Origin of the sequence: Paraburkholderia sp. BCC1886 (genome assembly GCF_900996245.1) — a bacterium.
Lineage (GTDB): Bacteria > Pseudomonadota > Gammaproteobacteria > Burkholderiales > Burkholderiaceae > Paraburkholderia.
The window spans coordinates 198,934-220,729 of record NZ_CAAJGK010000063.1; the positions used below are offsets into that span (position 1 = coordinate 198,934).

A 21,796-nucleotide genomic window follows, 5' to 3' on the forward strand; every position below is an offset into this window, starting at 1 on the left:
GCGGGCGTGCGCGGGTTCCGAAACGAAATCAAAACAACGAAATCATGTTCCTTTCTGTTCGTTTTCCTATAAATCGGTGTAAACCATACAATACGCAAACATTTAAATTTCTTTTTACTTACTCGTTTGAATCCATGCGTTTCGTGAGAACGAAAAAAAGCCCTCGCTCTGGAGGGCTTTCTTGAGACTGCAGCTACAGCGGTAGTCGCTGCGCTTGACTACCTCTGGCAACTTACGCGAAGTTCTTCGACGCGAATTCCCAGTTGACGATGTTCCAGTACGCTTCGACGAATTTCGGACGTGCGTTGCGGTAATCGATGTAGTACGCGTGTTCCCACACGTCGATGGTCAGCAGTGCTTTTGCGTCCGTGGTGAGCGGCGTGGCAGCGTTGCTCGTCGACACCAGGTCGAGCGAACCGTCGGCCTTCTTCACCAGCCATGCCCAACCCGAGCCGAACGTGCCGACTGCGGTCTTGGCGAATTCTTCCTTGAACTTGTCGAACGAACCCCACTTGGCGTTGATGGCGTCGGCCAATGCGCCGGTCGGCGCACCACCACCTTGCGGCGACAGGCTGTTCCAGAAGAACGTGTGATTCCACACTTGAGCTGCGTTGTTGAACACGCCGCCCGATGCTTTCTTGACGATTTCTTCGAGCGACAGGCTTTCGAATTCCGTGCCCTTGATCAGATTGTTCAGGTTAGTCACATAGGTCTGATGATGCTTGCCGTAGTGATACTCGAGCGTCTCTTCCGACATGTTCGGAGCCAGAGCATTCTTTGCAAACGGCAGCGGCGGGAGCGTATGTTCCATGGTGCTTTCCTTATATCTGTCTATGTTGTGGGGGAGTCTGCGGATGATGCTTTAGAGCACCCGATTGTAGGCGAGTTGGAAAAACCCCGCAAACCAACGGACATTATGCGCGACGCGGATTTCGCGGTGCTCGACGAGGTGGTCGACGCCATCATCCACGCGACTTCAAATGAAGCGCAACGAGACGGTGCGCACGTCGTGTGCCCGCTCCGCTTCATGCACGGAAACACCGTCGATCGACCACATGCCGACGTGTGTCGGCAGTGTGTCAGAAACCATCGGTAAGGCGTGGTTGCACATCTGCCAATGCAATGTCCGCTGCGCCTTCCGCGAGATGCACGGTCAGACGTCGCCCCGGTTTCAGCGACGACGGTGAGCGCACTGCACGACCGCTTTGTGCATCGAGCACGGCGGCATAACCACGCTCGAGTGTACGCTGCGGACTCAACACGTCGAGCCGCGCGGCGAGCGTGCTGATACGCGCGCTCTGTCGCTCGTGCTGACGCAACACGGCTGCATCGAGACGCTGCGACAGCGTCTCGAGTTTCGCGCGATGCGCGTTGAGATCGGGACGCCAACGTTGCCAGCGCATCTGCAACAGCGAAAATCGCGCTCGTGCATCGCGTGCCGGTCGCGTGCCCGCGGAGGCGAGGCGCACGCTCAGTTGCTGCAAATGGGTACGTTGACGCGCGAGACGCTCGGCAGGCGAAACCAGTCTGCGTGAGAGCCAGTCGAGTTGCTGTGCACGGCGCTCCATCATGCGGCCGAAACCTCGTGCGAGCGTTGCATGCCGCTGATCGAGTTCGCGCAGCAATTCGACGCGTTGCGGGCTTACCAGTTCGGCAGCGCCCGTGGGTGTCGGCGCACGCACGTCGGCGGCGAAATCGGCAATCGTGAAGTCGGTTTCGTGACCGACGCCGCTCACTACCGGAATCGCGCTCTGCGCAATCGCGCGGGCCAGCACTTCTTCGTTGAACGCCCACAAATCTTCGATCGAACCGCCGCCGCGGCAGACGATCAGCACATCCACTTCACGACGCGCGTTGGCCGCATCGACCATCGCGGCGAGCTTGTCGCTCACACCCACGCCCTGAACGGGCGCCGGATAAACGATCACCGGAATATGCGGCGCGCGGCGCGACAGCGTGGTCAGGACATCGCGCAACGCGGCGGCCTGCAGCGACGTGACGATACCGATGGCACGCGGATGCGAGGGCAACGCGCGTTTGCGCCCGGCAGCGAAGAGCCCTTCGGCTTCGAGTTGCGCCTTCAGTCTGAGGAACGCTTCGTAGAGCCGCCCCTGACCCGTGCGACGCACCGCTTCGACATTCAGCTGCAACTCGCCGCGCGGCTCGTACATCGTGACCAGCGCGCGCACTTCGATGCGGTCGCCTTCACGCGGCGTGAATTCGGCGTATTGCGCACGGCCGCGAAACATCACGCAGCGCATCTGCGCCTGCGCATCCTTGATGGAGAAGTACCAGTGTCCGCTCGCGGCGCGCGTGAAGTTCGACACCTCACCGGCGACCCACACGAGCGGGAACGAGCGCTCGAGCATCGAGCCGATGGCACGATTGAGCGCGGAAACGGGAACGACGACTTCACCGCCGGGCTGAGCCGACGAAGCAAACGGATTTTCGGAATTCATGCGGGGGATGTCTGTGACTGGCCGGACAGACGATAGACCGAGTGGCTATCCGCGTCCAGCGCGGCGGGGCAGCAAACGCGGAAATGTTAAAAGTGTCCACATGCTGGGGGTTAGTGTCGCAGTGTCGGCCGGCGCGCCCGCAGGATCACGGAAAGTCGAAGCATGTCTTTGATTTATATGGAGTTTGCATCTCGATAATACGGACGATGCCCGATACCGGCCGCATCCAACGGCGCTTCCGACCGATTCGGTGGCAGGTTCTCCACAAAGTTATCCACAGGCTGGGCGTTGCCCACAGGACCGATGTGGCGCGCTTCTGGCCAACCGGCCGACTTGCCGGGCAGAAGCCGCGCGCGCTAGAGTGGCGCGTTCGTGGACGCGGCGGATGCCCCGGCGGCGTTCGCTCAGACCATACACCGTGGGCACGCTGCGTCAGTGCCCAGCCTGGTTTCATGGCCTTGCGGCTTAACGGCTTCGCGCCAGCCACACCTTTCTTTGACTGTCCGGAGTACCGCCTACATGCCCGATCTGCTGTCCAATTCGTTGTCCAACCTGCTGCCCGATCCCCATCAGCCCGCACGCTGCGGCGCGTCGCATTGCTCATCGCCGGTACTCTCCGGCTTTCCTTGCGCACGAGCGACTCGCCGATGAGCGAGTTCAATGACCGTCTGGCAGCACGTCTTGCACGCGAATGGCAACAACGCGGCCCGCTTGCCTGGGCACTCACCCCGTTTGCCTGCATTTTCGGCGCGATTGCCGCCGCGCGCCGCGCCGCATTCACGCTGGGCTGGCTGAAGCCGGTGCGTATCGGCGTGCCCGTGGTGGTAGTGGGCAACGTGACCGTCGGCGGCACGGGCAAGACGCCCACCGTGATCGCGCTGGTCGAAGCGCTGCGGGCGGCGGGCTTCACGCCCGGCGTGGTGTCGCGCGGTTACGGCGCACGCGTGAAATCGCCGACGCGCGTTTCGCCGACTTCGGCGGCTAGCATCGGTGGCGACGAACCGCTGCTGATCGCACGCCGCACCGGCGCGCCGGTGTGGGTCTGTCCGGATCGCGTGGCAGCCGCGCAGGCGCTGTGCGCGGCGCATCGCGAAGTCGACGTGATCGTGAGCGACGACGGCCTGCAGCATTACCGCCTCGCGCGCGACGTGGAACTGGTCGTGTTCGATCACCGGCTCGGCGGCAATGGCTTCCTGCTGCCGGCGGGTCCATTGCGCGAATCGCTGTCGCGCCGCCGTGACGCGACGCTGATTAACGATCCGTATGCGCGCACGCTGCCGGCGTGGCCGAACACGTTCGCGCTGCAACTCGCGCCGGCCGATGCATGGCATGTCGATCAACCCTCCTTGCGCCGTCCGCTCGCGCAATTTCGCAGCGAACGCGTGCTGGCGGCGGCCGGCATCGGCGCACCCGAACGCTTTTTCGCGACACTGCGCGCCGCCGGGCTTACGCCCGCTACCCTCGCGCTGCCCGATCACTATGCGTTCGAGCGCAATCCGTTTACCGACGTGGACGTCGACGCCATCCTGATAACAGAAAAGGATGCGGTAAAATTAGGGTCCTGGCACGATGCGCGCCTCTGGGTCGTCCCGGTTGAAGCCGCGCTCGATCATCGCCTCATTGCATTAGTCGTGGAGAAAGTCCGTGGACGCTCGCCTGCTTGAAATTCTCGTCTGCCCCATCTGCAAGGGCCCGCTCAGCTACGATCGCGCCGCGCAGGAACTCATCTGCAATGCGGACAAGCTCGCTTATCCGATTCGCGACGGCATTCCCGTCATGCTGGTCGACGAAGCCCGTCAAACCGTGGAAGGCACCCCGGTCGATCTGAATCCGGGTTCGGTGGCCTGAAGCAGCGGTTCGGCTTGCCGCTTTGGGCGGGCAGTCTGTTCCGGCTGCCTTGCTTCGCAAGTTGCGGCGGCTCGACTCGCTGACTTACTCCGCAGTTTCATTCCCGCCGATCCTTCCTGCTGACTCACTCTCCATGACTCGAGCCGACGTCTCCCCTCCTCCGTTCATTGCCGTGGTTCCGGCCCGGCTCGCGTCGACGCGCCTGCCGAATAAACCGCTCGCCGACATCGGCGGCAAACCGATGGTGGTGCGGGTCGCCGAACGTGCGCGCGTGTCGGGCGCACAGCAGGTGCTGATCGCGTCGGACGCGCAAGCGGTGCTCGAGGTCGCGCGCGAACATGGCTTCGAAGCCGTGCTGACGCGCGCCGATCATCCGTCCGGCACCGACCGGCTCGCCGAAGTGGCCGCGCAGTTCGGCTGGAGCGACGACACGCTCGTCGTCAACGTGCAAGGCGACGAACCCTTGATCGACCCGGCGCTCGTCTGCGGCGTGGCGTCGCACCTTGCGGCGAATCCCGATTGCGCCATCGCCACCGCCGCGCATCCCATCGCCGATCCCGCCGAGATCTTCAACCCCAATGTCGTCAAGGTCGTGCTCGACGCTCGCGGCGTCGCGCTGTACTTTTCGCGCGCGCCGATTCCGTGGGCCCGCGACGCGTATCAGCCGCACTGGCCCGACATCGCGGCAATGCCCGCGCCACCGGCTCCCGCGGCGGTCTACCGGCATATCGGGCTATACGCCTATCGCGCGCAGTTTTTGCGCTCTTATCCCACTCTGGCAATCTCGCCGCTCGAACAGGTCGAAGCGCTCGAACAGTTGCGCGCAATGTGGCATGGCGAGCGCATCGCGGTCCTCGTGACCCACGACGCCCCGCTGCCGGGCGTCGACACCCCTGCCGATCTGGCGCGCGTGCAGGCTTTATTCGGGGCTTGAGCGCAAAAACCCATGGCATAATCGGACGGTTGTGCGCGCCTCCCGTTGAACGCGAGAGCCAGGGTTTAACCCGGTCGCGCCGTTATCGTCCTGCAGCGCCGTCGTGTCGACGAGCAGCGCGGACCCTGACGGCAGCCGATGCGGGCCCCTCGGTTTTCGTGGGATGGCTTCAGCGCTACGACAGAATTCACATAGATCTGGAGATATCACATGCGTTTGATCCTTTTGGGTGCGCCCGGCGCGGGTAAGGGCACTCAGGCAACGTTCATCAAGGAAAAGTTCGGCATTCCGCAAATTTCCACCGGTGACATGCTGCGTGCCGCCGTCAAGGCGGGCACGCCGCTCGGCATCGAAGCCAAGCGCTTCATGGACGCAGGCGAACTGGTCACCGACGAACTCATCATCAACCTGGTGAAGGAACGTCTGAAAGAGCAGGACTGCGCGAACGGTTATCTGTTCGACGGTTTTCCGCGCACCATTCCGCAGGCCGAGGCCATGAAGCAGGCTGGCGTGGCAATCGACTACGTGCTGGAAATCGACGTTCCGTTCGACGAGATCATCGTGCGCATGAGCGGCCGTCGCTCGCATGCCGCTTCGGGCCGTACGTATCACATCAAGTTCAATCCGCCGAAAGTCGAAGGCAAGGACGACGTGACGGGCGAGCCGCTCATCCAGCGCGACGACGACAAGGAAGAGACCGTCAAGAAGCGTCTGGAAGTGTACGAAGCGCAAACCAAGCCGCTGATCGACTACTACAACAACTGGGCGAAGAACGGCGATGCGTCGTCCTCGCTCGAAGCGCCGCAATATCGCCGCATTTCGGGCCTCGGCACGGTCGATGAAATCCGCACTCGCGCGTTCGACGCGTTGAAGTAAGCTCGCGTCGTTCGGCAAACAACGTTAGAAGAACCCGCCCCGCCGGCGGGTTTTTTTATACGCCGCACTTTTCCGCTGCGGCCGTATTCGTTAGCCATCCAGAACGATTTCAAACACTGCGGCGCGTCCGCCGCACTTTCCGCATTGCAGCATAAGCCGTACAATCGGTCGTCGAAAAAATATTCGATCCTGACATTACTGAACCGTAGCAAAGGAGAAGACATGGAGATTCGTGACAATGTATTCCTGATCACCGGCGGTGCATCGGGACTCGGCGCTGCCACGGCGCGCCTTCTGGTCGAGCACGGCGGCAAGGTGGCCCTCGCCGATCTGAACCAGGACGCGGGCGTCGCACTCGCCGACGAATTGGGCGGCGTGTTCGTCAAATGCGACGTAAGCCGCGAAGACGACGCCACGCAAGCGGTCGAAGCCGCGCTGAAACTCGGCACGCTGCGCGGCCTCGTGAATTGCGCCGGCGTCGCGCCGGCCGCAAAGACGGTCGGCAAGGATGGCCCGCATCCGCTGGACGCTTTTGCGCGCACCATTTCGATCAACCTCATCGGCACCTTCAACATGATCCGGCTCGCCGCTGCGGCCATGGCGAAAAACGAACCCAATGCGTTCGGCGAGCGGGGCGTGATCATCAACACGGCATCGGTCGCGGCGTACGACGGGCAGATCGGCCAGGCCGCCTATGCGGCGTCGAAAGCCGGCGTGGTCGGCATGACCTTGCCGATCGCACGCGACCTGTCGCGCAGCGCGATTCGCGTGATGACCATCGCACCGGGCATCTTCGAAACACCCATGCTGCTCGGCATGCCGCAAGAAGTGCAGGATGCGCTCGGCGCGATGGTGCCGTTTCCGCCGCGTCTCGGCAAACCCGCGGAATACGCGATGCTCGCCAAACAGATTTTCGATAATCCGATGCTCAACGGCGAAGTAATCCGCCTCGACGGCGCGATCCGCATGCAGCCCAAGTGACAAAAGCGCGTACCAATGAAAAACGCCTGCATCTCGCAAAGATGCAGGCGTTTTTTATTTGCCGGTCGATCAATCGCGATCGTTATGCTGCGTACGTTGCCGCAACTCGTGCAACTGCGACTCCACCACCGTCGCGTCCTCGGCATCCGGCCGATCGCCGAGATATCGCTCCAGGTCTTCCAGAGCCGGCCGTAGATAATCGAGCCGCGCGTAAGCGAAACCGCGATCGCGCACTTCCTCGATACTGTCCGGCAGCAGAATCACGAGACGCTGTTGCACGGCAAGAAGCCGCTGCCACCGCTCGGTCTGCAAATACGTCGACTTGAGATTGCGCAACATGCGCGCGATGATCTCGCGCCGCGTCGCGGGCTGCAGCAGCATGCGCAGTGCGCGACTCACCGAGTCGCCGGCCGAAGCGACGTACGGTTCCAGCATTTCCACCATCTCCGATTCCGATAGCGAATGCCCGCTCGTCGGATCGAGCATCACATCGCCGTCGGGCGTCGTGACGCGCAACAGAAAATGCCCCGGAAACGATACGCCACGCACCGGAATGCCGATCTGCTCGGCCATTTCCAGATACAGCACCGCCAGCGAAATCGGAATGCCGCGGCGACGCTTGAGCACCGCGTTCAGATGACTGTTGTCGGGATCGTAATAGTCGTTGAGATTGCTGGCGAAACCCAGCTCGCGAAAGAAGAACCGGTTGAGAATGCCGACCTTCTGCCGGATGTCGGCGTCGTCGGGCATGCGCCTTTGCAGACGCACCACCAGTTCGTCGATCTCGGCCAGCGTGCCCTGCAGATCCAGATCGGGATAGGCGTCCTGCGCGAGCGAGAGCGCCGCCTCGGTCAACGGCAGGCTGTCGTCCTCGGCAACCAGCGTGCCGAAATAGTCGAGAACTCGCGTCATCGTGATCACTTCACTCGCCTTTTGAAATACGCGTACTTGAAGCCCATCAGCCAAAGCATACCGAAATATAGCGCGGCGAACAGCACGAGACATGCGGCAAGCAGCGCCATGCGGTCGATCGGCCGGTCATGCATGCCGATCCAGTCGAAACTGATCGCGAGCCAGTGCATCGCGCCGGCGAGCACCAGACAGGCGCCGAGCAACTGCACGAAAAATTGGGTCCAGCCGTTCGACGGCATATAGATGCCACGCTTGCGCAAACCGAGGAACAGCAACAGCGCGTTGACGCAAGCGCCGAGCCCGACGCTCAAGGTGAGACCCGCGTGCGCGAAGATCGGCACGAACACATAGTTGCTCAACTGCGTGACGATCAACACGCCGATACCGATTTTCACCGGCGTTTTGATGTCCTGCTTCGCATAAAACCCGGGCGCGAGAATCTTGATGAGGATCAGACCGATCAGGCCGATGCCGTACGCGGCCAACGCGCGCGCGACCATCACCACGGAATGACCGTCGAACTTGCCGTAGTGAAACAGCGTCGCGGTAAGCGGCTCGGCGAAGAAGAACAGCGCGACCGCGCTCGGCGCGGCCAGCAGGAACGTCACGCGCAGCCCCCAGTCGAGCAGCGACGAATACTCGTGCGGGTCCGCATCGACGTGAGCTTTCGACAGGCTCGGCAACAGGATCGTGCCGAGCGCGACGCCGAGCAGCGCAGTCGGAAACTCCATCAGGCGGTCGGCGTAGTTGATCCACGAGACGGCGCCGGGGCCGATGCGCGACGCAATGTTCGTGTTGATGATCAGGCTGATTTGCGCGACCGACACCGCGAACATGGCCGGCACCATCTTGGAGAGCACGCGCTTCACGCCGCGATGAGCGAGCGCTTTGAGCGGATTGAGCCCGATGCGCGGCAGCATGTCGATCTTCTTCAGACCGGGCAACTGCACGACGAACTGCAGCAGCCCGCCGACGATCACCGCCCATGCGAGCGCATAGACCGGCGTGTGCAAACGCGGCGCGACGAACACAGCCGCCGCGATGAACGCAACGTTCAGCAGCACCGGCGCGAACGCGGGCAGCGAGAAGTTCTTGTACGTATTCAGCACGCCGGACGCGAGCGACGTCAGCGAAATGAAAATAATGTACGGGAACATGATGCGCGTCATCGTGACCGCGAGCGCGTAGGCTTGCGCCTCGTGCGCGAGGCCCGACGCGACCACGAAGACCACACCCGACGCGCCGACCACGCCGATCAGCGAGAGCACGGCCAACGCCCAGGCGAGCACCGTCGACGTGGCGTCGACCAGCGCCTTGGTGGCGTCGTGTCCCTGCTGATTCTTGAACTCCGCGAGGATCGGCACGAAGGCCTGCGAAAATGCGCCCTCCGCCGAGATGCGGCGCAGCAGGTTGGGAATGCGGAAGGCGACGTAGAACGCGTCAGTGTATTGACTGGCACCGAACGCGCGAGCGATCAGCGTTTCGCGGGCCAGTCCGGTCACGCGCGACAGCAGCGTGAAGCCGCTGACCGTCAGCAGGGCTCGGAATAGATTCATGGGGCGCTTATTATACGGGTGCCGCAGGGTGCGGACGACGAGCCGGAACGCCTTTCGGACCGATTTACGCGGCAGACGTTCGTGCTCGCGTGTCGATCCGCCGGATTTTTTGCCCGTGCGGGCTGCAGCCGACTGCTGGAAGCGGGATCGCCCGGCGAATCCGGTCCGGCGATTGCCGTTGCCACGTGCCTGATTTTGTTGCTATAATCGCCGGTTTCGAAGCTCGCTCAATTTTCGGACGGGGTTCAAAGCAGGCAGTCTGTATGAGATTTTTCGACAAGCATCGCGTCGAAACCGTGTCAGACCGCCGCCAATAACGTCGGAATTCACGTCGGCATTCCGGAATACGGGCTCGCCTTTGCTTCTTTCGGCGTCGTTCGATCGATTTTTCGACACTCTTTGCGCTCTTGGGCAATCGCTTCCAAGGGTTCGGATTAAAGCAGTACCGCAGAACACCTCCCTACTCGAGGCTCAGGTACTGGAAACAGGAACAGGATAAGGAACCGTCATGGCTAACTCCGCACAAGCACGCAAGCGCGCCCGCCAGGCCGCCAAGGCAAACTCGCACAACTCGGCACTGCGCTCGAAGTTCCGCACGGCTATCAAGGCTGTCCGCAAGGCAATCGACGCAGGTGACAAGGCTAAGGCCGCTGAAATCTTCCTGGCATCGTCGAAGACCATCGACATCATCGCCGACAAGAGAATCGTTCACAAAAACAAGGCTGCTCGCCATAAGAGCCGTCTGTCTGCAGCCATCAAGGGTCTGCAGGCTTCCGCAGCAGCGTAATTCGGTTGGCCCGCTCCGGTGGGCTACCTCCTGTTTCCGCTGCCCAAAAAAGCTCGCCTCGGCGGGCTTTTTTGCTTGGCTCGCCAGCGTCAGGCAAGTCCTCCAGAAGACCGGTCAGGACACAAAAAAACCCGCTCATAGCGGGTTTTTTTAATTCCAAAGCGCACGGCTCAGCGCCATTTCTTGACCTGCGGCGGCGGCGCATGTTCGAGCTGCAACTCGCACGCTTCGGTAACGAGCAGGTCGTTGTCTTTAGCAAAGTTAAGAACGAAGTCGAAGGCCATGGGCTCGATGTCGCGCAGGCGCGAATCGAGAATCACGCACTTCAGGTCGCCGATCATAGTCGGGCGCACGTACAGCGAATATTGCAGATAAGCATTGGGGCCGCGGCCACCTGGGCTCGGACCAAAACAGGCCATGACGCCTGCGAGCCGCTCCGACCAGTCGCTCGGCCGAAACTTTTTCCCCGTCGACGTTACGCCTTGAATAAAAAATTCGGTTGGAGCTGCTTCGGCCATTTACGAATACCTGTGTGACTGCCCAACGAGACGATGGCAATGCTGATGGCAATGCTTGGGGCTTTTCCGAACCGCTTGAGTCTCTGCGAGCTTCTGCGCGCTTATTGCTTCTACACGCTACTGCCTGGGCTCGCTCAAGCCGTCTCCCGCGAGCGAAATACCAGCCTGGTGGGCTATGGGATAACCCGCGGATTATAGCGCAGCGGACCTTTTTCCGCACTGCACACAAGCTCAATCCAGCACTCGCGCACGCCCTTCATCCAGCTTTCACGCGCTTTTAGCCGACTCGTCAAACGAGGTGAAATCCTTTATGCTGCACGCAGTTACCATAAACGACGGCGGCGCCGTCCGGCAATCCTGCCGGGTGAGACCGCCGTATTTGTTTCATGACCGCCAAGAAAATTCGCCACTATCTGCAGTTCAAGGATTTCTCGCTGGACGACTACGAGTACGTGCTCGAACGCGCACGCATTCTGAAACGCAAGTTCAAGAACTACGAGACTTATCATCCGTTGCACGATCGCACGCTGGCGATGATCTTCGAAAAGAATTCGACGCGCACGCGTCTGTCTTTCGAAGCCGGTATTTTTCAGCTCGGCGGTCATGCCGTATTCATGAGCACGCGCGACACGCAGCTCGGTCGCGGCGAACCGATCGAAGACGCAGCGCAAGTCATCTCGCGCATGGTCGACATCATCATGATCCGCACGTTCGGTCAGGACATCCTCCAGCGCTTTGCCGATAACTCGCGCGTCCCGGTCATCAACGGACTCACCAACGAATATCACCCTTGCCAGGTCCTCGCGGACATCTTCACGTATTTCGAGCACCGCGGGCCGATTCGCGGCAAGACGGTCGCCTGGGTCGGCGACGCAAACAACATGCTGTACACGTGGATCGAAGCCGCGCAGATTCTCGGCTTCAAGTTGCGTCTGTCCACGCCGCCGGGTTACCAGCTCGACCGTGCGATGGTCGCAGCCGAAAGCGCGCCGTTCTACGAAGAATTCGACGATCCGAACGACGCCTGCACCGGCGCCGACCTGGTCACCACCGACGTGTGGACCAGCATGGGCTTCGAAGCAGAAAACGAAGCCCGCAAGCAGGCCTTCGCCGACTGGTGCGTCGACGCCGACATGATGGCGCGCGCGAATGTGGACGCGCTCTTCATGCATTGCCTGCCCGCCCATCGCGGTGAGGAAGTCAGCGCGGACGTGATCGACGGTCCGCAAAGCGTCGTGTGGGACGAAGCGGAAAATCGTCTGCACGTGCAAAAAGCCTTGATGGAATATCTGCTGCTCGGCAAGCTCAATCACTGAGCGAGCTCACGCGGCGCCTGCGTGAAGCGCGACGGGGCCTTGACTACGAGGCAAGGCAACCACGTTTAGCGCCGCGCCATCGCGTAGCCGCCGGACCGTCAAAAACCCGGGCGAATCGCGGTTTAGTGTCAAAATAGTGGTTTTCCGTGCGCCAGCCTCGCCGGCGCGCCTTGTTTTCCCGCTTTCTCCAGCTACGAGTTCACCATGAGCGATATCAAGAAAGTCGTGCTCGCCTATTCGGGCGGCCTCGACACCTCCGTCATCCTGAAGTGGTTGCAGGACAACTACGACGCCGAAGTCGTCACGTTCACGGCCGATATCGGCCAGGGCGAAGAGCTGGAACCGGCGCGCAAGAAGGCCTTGCAACTCGGCATCAAGCAGGAAAACATTTTCATCGAAGACCTGCGCGAAGAATTCGTGCGCGACTACGTCTTCCCGATGTTCCGCGCCAACACGATTTACGAAGGCGAGTATCTGCTGGGCACGTCCATCGCGCGTCCGCTCATCGCCAAACGCCAGATCGAAATTGCACGTGCTACCGGCGCACAAGCCGTGTCGCACGGCGCAACCGGCAAGGGTAACGACCAGGTTCGCTTCGAACTCGGCTACTACGCGCTGGAACCCGGCATCAAGGTCATCGCACCGTGGCGTGAATGGGACCTGCTCTCGCGCGAAAAGCTGCTCGCGTACGCGGAAAGCGCCGGCATCCCGATCGAAATGAAGCACAAGCAAGGCGGCGCGCCGTATTCGATGGACGCGAACCTGCTGCACATCTCGTTCGAAGGCCGTCATCTCGAAGACCCGAAAGCCGAAGCCGAAGCCGAGATGTGGCGCTGGACGGTGTCGCCGGAACAGGCGCCCGATCAGGCCGAATACCTCGACATCGAATACGAGCACGGCGACCCGGTCGCGATCAACGGCAAGCGCCTGTCGCCCGCCGACATGCTGACGGAACTGAACCGTCTGGGCGGCAAGCACGGCATCGGCCGTCTGGATCTGGTGGAAAACCGTTACGTCGGCATGAAGTCGCGCGGCTGCTATGAAACGCCGGGCGGCACGATCATGCTGAAGGCGCACCGCGGCATCGAGTCGATCACGCTCGACCGTGAAGTGGCCCACCTGAAAGACGATCTGATGGCACGCTACGCCTCGCTGATTTACAACGGCTACTGGTGGAGCCCGGAGCGTCGTGCGATTCAGGTGCTGATCGACCACACGCAGGAAAAGGTCAACGGCTGGGTGCGCGTGAAGCTGTACAAGGGCAGCGTCTCGGTGGTCGCACGCGATTCGAAGGAAACGCTGTTCGACAAGACCATCGCCACGTTCGACGACGACGGCGGCGCGTACAACCAGGCCGACGCCGGCGGGTTCATCAAGCTGAATGCCTTGCGTATGCGGATTGCTGAAAACGCACGCCGTCAGCGTGACTAAGCGGATCTGAACACGAGCCGCTAATAAAAAGGCGCCGGAAGAGTTTCCACTCTCCCGGCGCCTTTTCTATTGCGGATCTCGCTCAGTCAGGAACGTCCAACGCTCACAAGCAGACCGGCTCCGCTTCCAGCTCCACGCCGAAGCGCGCCAGCACATCGCGCTGAATGGCTTGCGCCAACGCCAGCACATCTGCGCCGCTCGCGCCGCCGCGATTGACCAGCACCAGCGCCTGCCGCTCATGCACCGCCGCCGCGCCGATCGCGCGGCCTTTCCAGCCGCACCGGTCGATCAACCAGCCCGCCGCGAGCTTGACCCGCCCATCAGGCTGCGCATACGAAACGACCTCGGGCTCCTTGAGCTTGAGCGCCTCGAACTGCGCCGCCTCGACCACAGGATTCTTGAAGAAACTCCCGGCGTTGCCCAGTTGCAGCGGGTCCGGCAATTTCGCGCGCCGCACCGCGACCACCGCGTCGAAAATCGCCTGCGCGGCTGGCGGCGAGCCTTCCTCGTGACCGCTCGCGGCAAGCTCGCGCGCCAGATCGGCGTAACCCGCGCGCGGCTGCCAGTGCTTCGGCAGCCGGAACGTTACCGACGTAATCACGAAACGATCGCGCCCTTCCCGCTTGAAAAAACTGTCGCGGTAGCCGAACCGGCAGGCGTCGGCGTCGAACTCGACCACCGCGCCCGTGGCCAGCTCCACTGCGCGCAGCGAGGCAAAACGTTCGCCCATCTCGAGCCCATACGCGCCGATATTCTGGATCGGCGCCGCGCCCACCGTGCCCGGGATCAACGCGAGATTCTCGAGACCTGCCAGCCCTTGCGTCAACGTCCACGCGACGAAGTCATGCCAGGGCTCGCCGGCCGCCGCCTCGACATACCATGCCGACTCGTCTTCCCGCACGACGCGCCGTCCGCGCAGCGTCACCAGCAGCACGAGCCCGGCGAAGTCGCGGGTCAGCACGACATTGCTGCCGCCGCCCAGCACGAGCAAGGGCAAACCGGCGACCCGCGGATCGCGCACGGCCGCCAGCAATTGCGCCTCATGCTCGATCACGCAGGCGAGCTTTGCTCGTACATCGAAACCGAAGGTGTTGTGCGCCTTGAGCGGATAGTCGGCGAGGAAGGCGGCCTGATCGGATTGGGACATCGGAGAGGAAAGTGGGAGCAGGAATAAAGCGTAGCGATGCGGATGCCAATGCAGATGCGGATACGGCTTAGGCAAATGCGGGCGGCGTCGGTAAAATGACGTCCGGTCCGTGATTATAGCGAGTGCCTGTGTGCAGCCGGCCGGCCGCATCACGCATCGCAGCACTATTGGGAGAAAGCCATGCCATCGTTCGACGTCGTCTGCGAAGCCAACATGATCGAAGTCAAGAACGCGATCGAGCAGTCCAACAAGGAAATTTCCACGCGCTTCGACTTCAAGGGGTCGGACGCGCGCGTCGAGCACAAGGAAAGCGAAATCACCGCCTATGCCGACGACGACTTCAAGCTCGGCCAGGTCACCGACGTGCTGGTGTCGAAAATGGCCAAGCGCAACGTCGACGTGCGCTTTCTCGACTACGGCAAGACCGAGAAGATCGGCGGCGACAAGGTCAAGCAGGTCATCAAGATCAAGAAAGGCGTGTCGGGCGATCTGTCGAAGAAAATCGTGCGCCTCGTGAAAGACAGCAAGATCAAGGTCCAGGCGAGCATTCAGGGCGACGCTGTGCGCATCACCGGCGGCAAACGCGACGACCTGCAAAGCGTCATCGCGCTGCTGCGCAAGGACGTGACGGACACGCCGCTCGACTTCAACAACTTCCGCGACTGACTCCCCCCAACGGCGGCACGCGCCGCCCGTGCATCAAAGGGATTTAATCCGCATCGGCGGCCGCGGCGGCGGCCTTCTTCTTGTCGCCGATGCGGCTCTCCTGCCCGCGCATCAGCTTGGCGATGTTCGCGCGATGACGCCACACCAGCAGCGAACTCATCACCACGATCGACAGCGCGATGACGTGCGGGCCGAACAGAAAGCCATCGAACAGCGGCGCGAACACCGCCGCCGCGAGCGCCGCCAGTGACGAATAGCGCGTGAAAAACGCCACGATCAGCCAGGTGAGCAGCGTCGCCACGCCGAGAATCGGGTTGATCGCGAGCAGCACGCCGGCGGCCGTGGCTACACCCTTGCCGCCTTTGAAACGGAAAAACACCGGGTACAGATGGCCAAGAAACACGGCGATGGAAGCGATGGCGACCGAGGTGTCGTCGAGGCCGAAACGCGCGCCGTAGTGCACCACGAACCACACCGGCAGCCAGCCCTTGAAGGCATCGCCGATCAGCGTGAGGATCGCGGCTTTCTTGCTGCCGCTGCGCAGCACGTTGGTCGCGCCGGGGTTGCCCGAGCCGTACGAGCGCGGGTCGTCCAGCCCCATCGCGGCGCTCACGATGACGGCGAACGACACCGAGCCGATCAGGTAGGCCAGCACAGCAACGATCAGATTTTGCATCGGGGACTCTTATAGGAATCGGCGGCGCGGAACTCGACAGTCCGGCCGCAACAGGAAAGCGACCAGGCAGCAAAGCGGCACCGCCCGGGCGGCGCACATTCTACCGAACCCGCGCGCCCGGAAAACATTCAGACAAACCTCAATCGACGCTCGCGCACTGTACCGGCTTTGCCGCGAGCTGTTCGGTCAGCACGTTGGGCTCGATACCGACCAGAAAACCGCGCCGCCCGCCATTCAACCAGATGCGCTCCAGCGCGAGAATGCTGGACTCCACGTACACCGGCATCGCCTTGCGGGTGCCGAACGGCGAAGTGCCGCCGATCAGATAACCCGAGTGCCGGTTCGCCACCTCCGGCTTGCATGGCTCGACGCGCTTCGCGCCGATCTGCCGCGCGAGGTTCTTGGTGCTGACGGTCCGGTCGCCGTGCATCAGGACGATCAGCGGCTTCGCGTGCTCGTCTTCCATCACCAGCGTCTTGACCACCTGATGCTCGTCGACGCCGAGCTGGCGCGCCGATTCGCCGGTGCCGCCATGCTCCACGTAATCGTACGGATGCTCGGTGAAAGCGACGCCCTGACGGCGCAGAAACTGCGTCGCGGGCGTTTCGGAAACGTGTCGGGATTTGCTCATCGGCGCATTGTAGCGTTCGCTCGCTCCGATCTCATCCACGCGGATGATGTTGCGCATGCAGCGACTTGAGCCGCTCGCGGGCCACGTGCGTGTAGATCTGCGTAGTCGAGATATCCGTGTGGCCGAGCAGCAATTGCACGACGCGCAGATCGGCGCCGTGATTGAGCAGATGCGTGGCGAACGCATGCCGCAACGTATGCGGCGACAACGGCGCGCGCACGTCGGCCGCCGCCGCATGCCGTTTGATGATGTTCCAGAACTGCTGGCGGGTCATGCCTTCGGCGCGCGACGTCACGAACAGCGCGTCGCTCGCGCGTGCACCGAGCAGCGCCGGCCGCGCCTTGCGCAGATAACGCTCGATCCAGCCATGCGCTTCCTCGCCGAACGGAATCAGCCGCTCTTTCGAACCCTTGCCCATCACGCGCACGACGCCGTCGTTCAGCCCGACTTCCACGGTTTTCAACGTGACGAGTTCCGTGACACGCAGGCCGCTCGCGTACATCAGTTCGAGCATGGTGCGATCGCGCAGCCCGAGCGGCGTGCCGATATCGGGCGCACCGAGCAGCGCTTCGACCTGCGCTTCGGACAGCGTCGACGGAAAACGCGGCGGCTGTTTGGCCGAGCGGATCTTCAAGGTCGGATCGACCTGCGCACGATGCTCGCGCACCGCCCAGCCGTAGTAACGCCGGAACACCGACAGGCGACGGTTCGCCGACGTCGATTTGTCTTTCTGACGCGCCGCGCTATAGGCGTTGAGATCGGCTTCGCTGGCGATGTCGAGCGAACTGTTGCGGGTCGTCGCGAGCCATTCGCAGAAGAGCCGCAGATCGCGCCGGTAGGCATCGAGCGTGTTGCGCGACAGACCGTGTTCGAGCCACAGCGCGTCGCAGAACGCATCGATCGAGGCATTGCTTGCGAGGAACAACGGAGACACGACGATGGCGTCTTCAGCCGGGGTATCACTCATGGATAAGAAGCACCTTCATGCGTCAGCAGCCAGCGCTTGACGTTGCGAAAGAAACCGTCGCCGGCGTGATTCGAAAAGCCGCCGATCCCGCTCGCCCCCACCACCCGGTGACACGGAATCAGAATCGGAAAGTAATTGGCACCGCACGCCTGCCCGATCGCGCGCGGCACGCTGCCGAGCTGCTTCGCCAGTTGTCCGTAGGTGAGCACGACGCCCGGCGCAATCCCGTCGATCGCCTGCCACACACGCTGCTGGAAAGCGGTGCCGACGGGCGCCAGCGGTAACGTGAATTTCGTGGCGGCGTTCGCGAAGTATTGCTCGATCTGCTCTACCGCTGCGCGCGCCAGTGGCGTGTCTGGCGTGACGTTCGGTATCGACTCGGGCAGATAGACGATCTCGCGCAACGCGTCGTCCTGCACACGAATGCCGACCTTGCCGAACGGTGCATCTATCACGGCGTTGAATAACGTGGCCTGTTTCATGACTGCCTTGAGGTTTCCACTTTGAGCCCTGCTGTTCGACCGCTGTTCGACTGCTATTCAACTGCTATTCGACCGCTGTTCGACCGCGCTACTTTACGCCGCTTGCAACGCCCACTCCACGTGCTCGCGCACCACCGCGGATTCATCGTTCAGGCGCGCGCGCAACGCGGCAACGACCGCTTCACGCGCCGCTTCGCCGATGCTCTGCGGCGACGCCCGCAACGCATTGCCCATCCCGACCGCCAGATTGCGCAGCCAGCTTTCATAACCGATACGGCGGATCGCACTGCCTTGCATGCGCGTGTCGAACTCGTCGGCGCTCCATGCAAACAGTTCGACCAGCGACGCGCGGTCGAGCCCATGGCGCACGTCGAAATCGGCGACCGGCGCGGCCTGCGCAAACTTGTTCCACGGACACACGAGCTGGCAGTCGTCGCAACCGTACACGCGATTGCCGATGAGCGGCCGCATATCGAGCGGAATGCTGCCTTTCAGTTCGATGGTGAGATAGGAGATGCATAGGCGCGCATCGACTTTATAAGGCGCGACGATCGCGCCGGTCGGACACGCGCCGATGCAGCGCGTGCAACTGCCGCAATGCGCGCCGGGCGACTCGGGAGCGAGCTCGGGTGTCGTGTCGGCATCGGTCGGCAAGGGTACATCGACGTAAATCTCGCCGAGAAAGAACAGCGACCCAGCGTCACGCTGTAGCAGCAACGTATGTTTGCCGCGCCAGCCGATGCCGCCCTTCTGCGCAAGTTCTACCTCGAGCACCGGCGCCGAATCGGTAAATACGCGGTAGCCGAATGCGCCGATCTGCGCTTCGATCCTGTCGGCGAGATGTTGCAGACGGTTACGCATCACCTTGTGATAATCGCGACCGCGCGCATAGACGGATACGACGGCCGCGCTCGGGTCTGCGAGACGCGCATGCTCGGCTGCGCGCCATTCTCGCGGCGTTTCCTGCGTGTTCGCGGTCGCGCGCTCGCGCGTCTCACCCTGCAATGTCGCGGCCGGCAGATACGCGATACGGGCAGTGATCACGCGTCGCGTACCGGCCACAAGCTCGGCCGGCCGCGCGCGTTTCATGCCGTGTTTGGCCATATAATCCATCTCGCCGTGGCACCCCGCTTCCAGCCAGGCAGCGAGCGGCGCTTCGGCAGCGGAGAGATCGGTGTCGCTAATGCCGATGGCTCCGAAGCCCAGTTCGCGGCCCCATGTCCTGATGTCCAGCGCGAGCGCATGCAACGCCGCCTCATCCAGCGAAGGCTCTGCGCGCGCAGTCGCACCGGCGTCGTTCAACGCAGGCGGGTGGGCAACGGGGGACTCCGGACTTCGGTTCATCACGCCATTTTACGAGAATGCCCGTCAATCCCGATCAAGCGATTCCACCGCTCGCCGCTGTCCTCCTCGAACGCAGCTTCGCGCTCGCGGACGAAGCCGCGACGCACGCGTTCGGCGAGCGCTTTGCGCAAGCCATCGAAAGCGTGCGCGAAGCGAGCCTGCAAACTCCGGATGCGGATGGCGACAAGGCGTTCTACGGTCTGCAAGTGCAACTCGCCGGCGATCTCGGCGCGGGCAAAACCACCCTCGTGCGCGCCACCTTGCGCGGCCTCGGTCATACGGGCCGCGTGCGCAGTCCCACCTACACACTCGTCGAACCTTATGTGCTCGAGCGCCCCGCCGGGGAACTCGCGCTGTATCACTTCGATCTGTACAGATTCTCCGATCCGGCCGAATGGGCCGATGCGGGCTTTCGGGAATATTTCGACAGCGGCGCTATCTGCCTCGTCGAATGGCCGCAACGTGCGGGACGTCTGCTAGGCGTGCCGGATCTGGTCTTCTCGCTCGACCTCGACGTGAGCGGCGAAGGCCGCGTACTCGTCGCACGGGCATACAGCGAATCAGGAAAGGCATGTCTCGAAAGATGTTGATCAAACCGTTCCGTTCGATCGAATCGGCGGCTACCGCCACGCATAACTGGCGGCGCCGGCAGATTCTGCGCGCGGGCGCGTCCACCCTCGTGCTCGGTCTCGTCGCGCCGCGCGTGGCCTGGGCCAGTTCGGTGCTCGGCGTACGCGTCTGGCCGGCGCGCGACTACACCCGCGTGACGATCGAATCGGATCAGCCGTTGCAGAATGCGCAGCAGTTGCTGCAAGGTCCCGATCGTCTGGTGGTCGATCTGAGCGGGCTCGATCTCGATCAGGAACTGAAGGACCTGGTCTCGAAGATCACGCCGAACGATCCGCAGATTCAGGCCGTCCGCGTCGGGCAATATCAGCCGCACGTGGTGCGCATGGTGTTCGACCTGAAAGGTTCGGTGAAGCCACAGGTGTTCACGCTGCCGCCGGTCGGCGCGTACAAATACCGGCTGGTGTTCGACCTGTACCCGGCGGTCGCGCCCGATCCGTTGATGGATCTGCTGGCGCAGACCGAACACAAGGAACAGAGCCTCAATCAGAACAGCGCGCCGCCGGCGACGCTGAGCGGTCCCGGCACGACGCCGCCCACCGCCGATAACAGTGAGGCGTTCTTCGAGCGCTACGCGGATAACGGCAGCGGCAGCGGCGGTGCAGCGACCTCGACGACACCGCGCGCGCCGCTGCATGGCGTACCGGCGCCGCTCGTGCCCAGCGCACCCAACTCCCCTGGCACGCCCTCCATCGGCAAGCCGCTACCGCCGCCCACCGCGATTGCGCGCAACAACAAGGGCTCAGGCGGCAGCAGCAACGCGAGCAACCTCGGCGATAGCGACGACAGCGATAACTACGCGTTCAGCACGCCCAAGTCCAACAAGAGTGGCACGCTGCGTCTACTGACTGTCGCCATCGATCCAGGTCACGGCGGCGAAGACCCCGGCGCGATCGGCGGCGGCGGCACGTACGAGAAGCACATCGCGCTCGACATCGCGAAGAAGCTGCGCGCCAAGATCGACGGGCAAGCCAACATGCGCTCGATGATGACGCGCGACGCCGACTTCTTCGTGCCGCTGAACGTGCGCGTGCAGAAGGCGCGCCGCGTGGGCGCCGACCTGTTCGTGTCGATCCACGCGGACGCGTTCACCACACCGTCGGCGAAAGGTTCGTCGGTGTTCGCGCTGTCGGATCACGGCGCGTCGAGCGCGGCGGCGCGCTGGATGGCGAACAAGGAAAACTCGTCGGATCAGATCGGCGGCATCAACATCAAGTCCGCGGATGCCACCGTCAATCGCGCATTGTTCGATATGTCCACGACCGCGCAGATTCGCGATTCGATGCGCTACGGCAACTTCGTGCTCAAGGAGATCGGCGGTATCAACAAGCTGCACAAAGGCTCCGTCGAACAGGCCGGGTTCGCGGTGCTGAAGGCGCCCGACATTCCGTCGATCCTTGTGGAAACCGCATTCATCAGCAACCCGGACGAGGAGCGTCGCCTGAACGACGACGCCTATCGCGACAAGATGGCCGACGCGATCATGAACGGCATCAAGCATTATTTCGCGGCTAATCCGCCGCTGGCGAAGAACCGCATGACGTAAGCGGGCACGCACTTGCACCATGAGAAACGGCCGCTTCGAGCGGCCGTTTTTTTGAGCGTCTTTTCGATGACCGCATTGTGAGGAATCCGCGT

The 21,796-nt window shown here is 62.5% G+C and carries 22 protein-coding genes; 11 read left to right on the top strand and 11 right to left on the bottom strand.

Annotated features, from left to right (window positions below; all coding sequences use genetic code 11):
* Window positions 1-232: 232 nt before the first annotated feature.
* Window positions 233-811 (bottom strand): superoxide dismutase [Fe], encoded by a 579-nt coding sequence (gene sodB, locus FQ746_RS23085; protein ID WP_144111946.1) that lies wholly within the window; start codon window positions 809-811, stop codon window positions 233-235.
* A gap of 268 nt (window positions 812-1,079) precedes the next feature.
* Window positions 1,080-2,459 carry an exodeoxyribonuclease VII large subunit gene (gene xseA / locus FQ746_RS23090; RefSeq protein ID WP_144111947.1) on the bottom strand — a complete coding sequence of 460 codons (1,380 nt, stop codon included), beginning with the start codon at window positions 2,457-2,459 and terminating at the stop codon, window positions 1,080-1,082.
* 647 nt (window positions 2,460-3,106) lie between these two features.
* Between xseA and lpxK the strand changes: the two genes are divergently transcribed.
* The 5 genes from lpxK (at window position 3,107) to FQ746_RS23115 (ending at window position 7,098) form a co-directional block, all read left to right on the top strand.
* The gene (gene lpxK, locus FQ746_RS23095) at window positions 3,107-4,123 is read left to right on the top strand and encodes a tetraacyldisaccharide 4'-kinase (protein ID WP_144111948.1); all 1,017 of its coding nucleotides are present in this window, start codon (window positions 3,107-3,109) and stop codon (window positions 4,121-4,123) included.
* On the top strand, window positions 4,104-4,307 hold the full coding sequence (locus tag FQ746_RS23100; protein ID WP_007180583.1) for a Trm112 family protein: 204 nt from the start codon (window positions 4,104-4,106) through the stop codon (window positions 4,305-4,307). Before lpxK ends, FQ746_RS23100 begins: the two co-directional genes overlap by 20 nt.
* A gap of 133 nt (window positions 4,308-4,440) precedes the next feature.
* A complete protein-coding gene (kdsB, locus tag FQ746_RS23105) occupies window positions 4,441-5,241 on the top strand; it encodes a 3-deoxy-manno-octulosonate cytidylyltransferase (RefSeq protein WP_144111949.1) in 801 nt (266 codons plus the stop codon).
* A 210-nt stretch (window positions 5,242-5,451) separates the two neighbouring features.
* Window positions 5,452-6,117, top strand: coding sequence for an adenylate kinase (adk, locus tag FQ746_RS23110; RefSeq protein WP_144111950.1), 666 nt, complete (start codon window positions 5,452-5,454; stop codon window positions 6,115-6,117).
* 222 nt (window positions 6,118-6,339) lie between these two features.
* Complete coding sequence (locus FQ746_RS23115) at window positions 6,340-7,098, top strand: 3-hydroxyacyl-CoA dehydrogenase (RefSeq protein ID WP_144111951.1); 759 nt, start codon at window positions 6,340-6,342, stop codon at window positions 7,096-7,098.
* Between the two features lie 69 nt (window positions 7,099-7,167).
* Here FQ746_RS23115 and FQ746_RS23120 read toward each other — a convergent pair whose 3' ends face one another.
* Window positions 7,168-8,010 carry a SirB1 family protein gene (locus FQ746_RS23120; protein WP_144111952.1) on the bottom strand — a complete coding sequence of 281 codons (843 nt, stop codon included), beginning with the start codon at window positions 8,008-8,010 and terminating at the stop codon, window positions 7,168-7,170.
* A gap of 5 nt (window positions 8,011-8,015) precedes the next feature.
* Window positions 8,016-9,566, bottom strand: a complete 1,551-nt coding sequence (gene murJ, locus FQ746_RS23125; RefSeq protein ID WP_144111953.1) for a murein biosynthesis integral membrane protein MurJ — start codon at window positions 9,564-9,566, stop codon at window positions 8,016-8,018.
* A gap of 508 nt (window positions 9,567-10,074) precedes the next feature.
* Here murJ and rpsT point away from each other — a divergent pair.
* Window positions 10,075-10,353 carry a 30S ribosomal protein S20 gene (gene rpsT, locus FQ746_RS23130; protein ID WP_144111954.1) on the top strand — a complete coding sequence of 93 codons (279 nt, stop codon included), beginning with the start codon at window positions 10,075-10,077 and terminating at the stop codon, window positions 10,351-10,353.
* 170 nt (window positions 10,354-10,523) lie between these two features.
* On the opposite strand, the gene FQ746_RS23135 is transcribed toward rpsT, so the two are convergent.
* Complete coding sequence (locus FQ746_RS23135) at window positions 10,524-10,871, bottom strand: DUF3579 domain-containing protein (protein ID WP_144111955.1); 348 nt, start codon at window positions 10,869-10,871, stop codon at window positions 10,524-10,526.
* Between the two features lie 386 nt (window positions 10,872-11,257).
* On the opposite strand from FQ746_RS23135, the gene argF reads away from it, so the two are divergent.
* Entirely contained in the window at window positions 11,258-12,187 is a 930-nt protein-coding gene (gene argF, locus FQ746_RS23140) for an ornithine carbamoyltransferase (protein ID WP_144111956.1), read from the top strand.
* 204 nt (window positions 12,188-12,391) lie between these two features.
* Window positions 12,392-13,618 (top strand): argininosuccinate synthase, encoded by a 1,227-nt coding sequence (locus tag FQ746_RS23145; RefSeq protein WP_144111957.1) that lies wholly within the window; start codon window positions 12,392-12,394, stop codon window positions 13,616-13,618.
* A gap of 103 nt (window positions 13,619-13,721) precedes the next feature.
* On the opposite strand, the gene murB is transcribed toward FQ746_RS23145, so the two are convergent.
* Window positions 13,722-14,765, bottom strand: a complete 1,044-nt coding sequence (gene murB / locus FQ746_RS23150) for a UDP-N-acetylmuramate dehydrogenase (RefSeq protein ID WP_144111958.1) — start codon at window positions 14,763-14,765, stop codon at window positions 13,722-13,724.
* A gap of 180 nt (window positions 14,766-14,945) precedes the next feature.
* On the opposite strand from murB, the gene FQ746_RS23155 reads away from it, so the two are divergent.
* Complete coding sequence (locus tag FQ746_RS23155; protein WP_144111959.1) at window positions 14,946-15,431, top strand: YajQ family cyclic di-GMP-binding protein; 486 nt, start codon at window positions 14,946-14,948, stop codon at window positions 15,429-15,431.
* A gap of 43 nt (window positions 15,432-15,474) precedes the next feature.
* Here FQ746_RS23155 and plsY read toward each other — a convergent pair whose 3' ends face one another.
* The 5 genes from plsY to queG all read right to left on the bottom strand — a co-directional run bounded on the left by plsY (window position 15,475) and on the right by queG (window position 19,531).
* Window positions 15,475-16,107, bottom strand: a complete 633-nt coding sequence (plsY, locus tag FQ746_RS23160) for a glycerol-3-phosphate 1-O-acyltransferase PlsY (protein ID WP_144111960.1) — start codon at window positions 16,105-16,107, stop codon at window positions 15,475-15,477.
* A gap of 139 nt (window positions 16,108-16,246) precedes the next feature.
* Entirely contained in the window at window positions 16,247-16,738 is a 492-nt protein-coding gene (ybaK, locus tag FQ746_RS23165; protein ID WP_144112256.1) for a Cys-tRNA(Pro) deacylase, read from the bottom strand.
* A 31-nt stretch (window positions 16,739-16,769) separates the two neighbouring features.
* Window positions 16,770-17,705 carry a site-specific tyrosine recombinase XerD gene (gene xerD, locus FQ746_RS23170; protein ID WP_144111961.1) on the bottom strand — a complete coding sequence of 312 codons (936 nt, stop codon included), beginning with the start codon at window positions 17,703-17,705 and terminating at the stop codon, window positions 16,770-16,772.
* A complete protein-coding gene (locus tag FQ746_RS23175; RefSeq protein ID WP_144111962.1) occupies window positions 17,702-18,187 on the bottom strand; it encodes a methylated-DNA--[protein]-cysteine S-methyltransferase in 486 nt (161 codons plus the stop codon). Before FQ746_RS23175 ends, xerD begins: the two co-directional genes overlap by 4 nt.
* A 93-nt stretch (window positions 18,188-18,280) precedes the next feature.
* Window positions 18,281-19,531: a tRNA epoxyqueuosine(34) reductase QueG gene (gene queG, locus FQ746_RS23180; protein ID WP_144111963.1), complete on the bottom strand. Its 1,251-nt coding sequence runs from the start codon at window positions 19,529-19,531 to the stop codon at window positions 18,281-18,283.
* 17 nt (window positions 19,532-19,548) lie between these two features.
* Here queG and tsaE point away from each other — a divergent pair, with 17 nt between their 5' ends.
* Both tsaE and FQ746_RS23190 read left to right on the top strand, forming a co-directional pair.
* A complete protein-coding gene (gene tsaE, locus FQ746_RS23185) occupies window positions 19,549-20,121 on the top strand; it encodes a tRNA (adenosine(37)-N6)-threonylcarbamoyltransferase complex ATPase subunit type 1 TsaE (RefSeq protein WP_144111964.1) in 573 nt (190 codons plus the stop codon).
* A complete protein-coding gene (locus FQ746_RS23190) occupies window positions 20,103-21,704 on the top strand; it encodes an N-acetylmuramoyl-L-alanine amidase (RefSeq protein ID WP_144111965.1) in 1,602 nt (533 codons plus the stop codon). The genes tsaE and FQ746_RS23190 overlap by 19 nt, the downstream gene beginning before the upstream one ends.
* Window positions 21,705-21,796: the final 92 nt, after the last annotated feature.

Coding starts and splice junctions, on each gene's coding strand:
- rpsT (WP_144111954.1), top strand. CDS start 10,075: ATGGCTAACTCCGCACAAGCACGCAAGCGCGCCCGCCAGGCCGCCAAG.
- FQ746_RS23145 (WP_144111957.1), top strand. CDS start 12,392: ATGAGCGATATCAAGAAAGTCGTGCTCGCCTATTCGGGCGGCCTCGAC.
- FQ746_RS23115 (WP_144111951.1), top strand. CDS start 6,340: ATGGAGATTCGTGACAATGTATTCCTGATCACCGGCGGTGCATCGGGA.
- FQ746_RS23190 (WP_144111965.1), top strand. CDS start 20,103: ATGTCTCGAAAGATGTTGATCAAACCGTTCCGTTCGATCGAATCGGCG.
- FQ746_RS23135 (WP_144111955.1), bottom strand. CDS start 10,871: ATGGCCGAAGCAGCTCCAACCGAATTTTTTATTCAAGGCGTAACGTCG.
- murB (WP_144111958.1), bottom strand. CDS start 14,765: ATGTCCCAATCCGATCAGGCCGCCTTCCTCGCCGACTATCCGCTCAAG.
- xerD (WP_144111961.1), bottom strand. CDS start 17,705: ATGAGTGATACCCCGGCTGAAGACGCCATCGTCGTGTCTCCGTTGTTC.
- xseA (WP_144111947.1), bottom strand. CDS start 2,459: ATGAATTCCGAAAATCCGTTTGCTTCGTCGGCTCAGCCCGGCGGTGAA.
- queG (WP_144111963.1), bottom strand. CDS start 19,531: ATGAACCGAAGTCCGGAGTCCCCCGTTGCCCACCCGCCTGCGTTGAAC.
- adk (WP_144111950.1), top strand. CDS start 5,452: ATGCGTTTGATCCTTTTGGGTGCGCCCGGCGCGGGTAAGGGCACTCAG.
- kdsB (WP_144111949.1), top strand. CDS start 4,441: ATGACTCGAGCCGACGTCTCCCCTCCTCCGTTCATTGCCGTGGTTCCG.
- FQ746_RS23155 (WP_144111959.1), top strand. CDS start 14,946: ATGCCATCGTTCGACGTCGTCTGCGAAGCCAACATGATCGAAGTCAAG.
- FQ746_RS23175 (WP_144111962.1), bottom strand. CDS start 18,187: ATGAAACAGGCCACGTTATTCAACGCCGTGATAGATGCACCGTTCGGC.
- tsaE (WP_144111964.1), top strand. CDS start 19,549: ATGCCCGTCAATCCCGATCAAGCGATTCCACCGCTCGCCGCTGTCCTC.
- lpxK (WP_144111948.1), top strand. CDS start 3,107: ATGAGCGAGTTCAATGACCGTCTGGCAGCACGTCTTGCACGCGAATGG.
- argF (WP_144111956.1), top strand. CDS start 11,258: ATGACCGCCAAGAAAATTCGCCACTATCTGCAGTTCAAGGATTTCTCG.
- plsY (WP_144111960.1), bottom strand. CDS start 16,107: ATGCAAAATCTGATCGTTGCTGTGCTGGCCTACCTGATCGGCTCGGTG.
- ybaK (WP_144112256.1), bottom strand. CDS start 16,738: ATGAGCAAATCCCGACACGTTTCCGAAACGCCCGCGACGCAGTTTCTG.
- murJ (WP_144111953.1), bottom strand. CDS start 9,566: ATGAATCTATTCCGAGCCCTGCTGACGGTCAGCGGCTTCACGCTGCTG.
- sodB (WP_144111946.1), bottom strand. CDS start 811: ATGGAACATACGCTCCCGCCGCTGCCGTTTGCAAAGAATGCTCTGGCT.
- FQ746_RS23120 (WP_144111952.1), bottom strand. CDS start 8,010: ATGACGCGAGTTCTCGACTATTTCGGCACGCTGGTTGCCGAGGACGAC.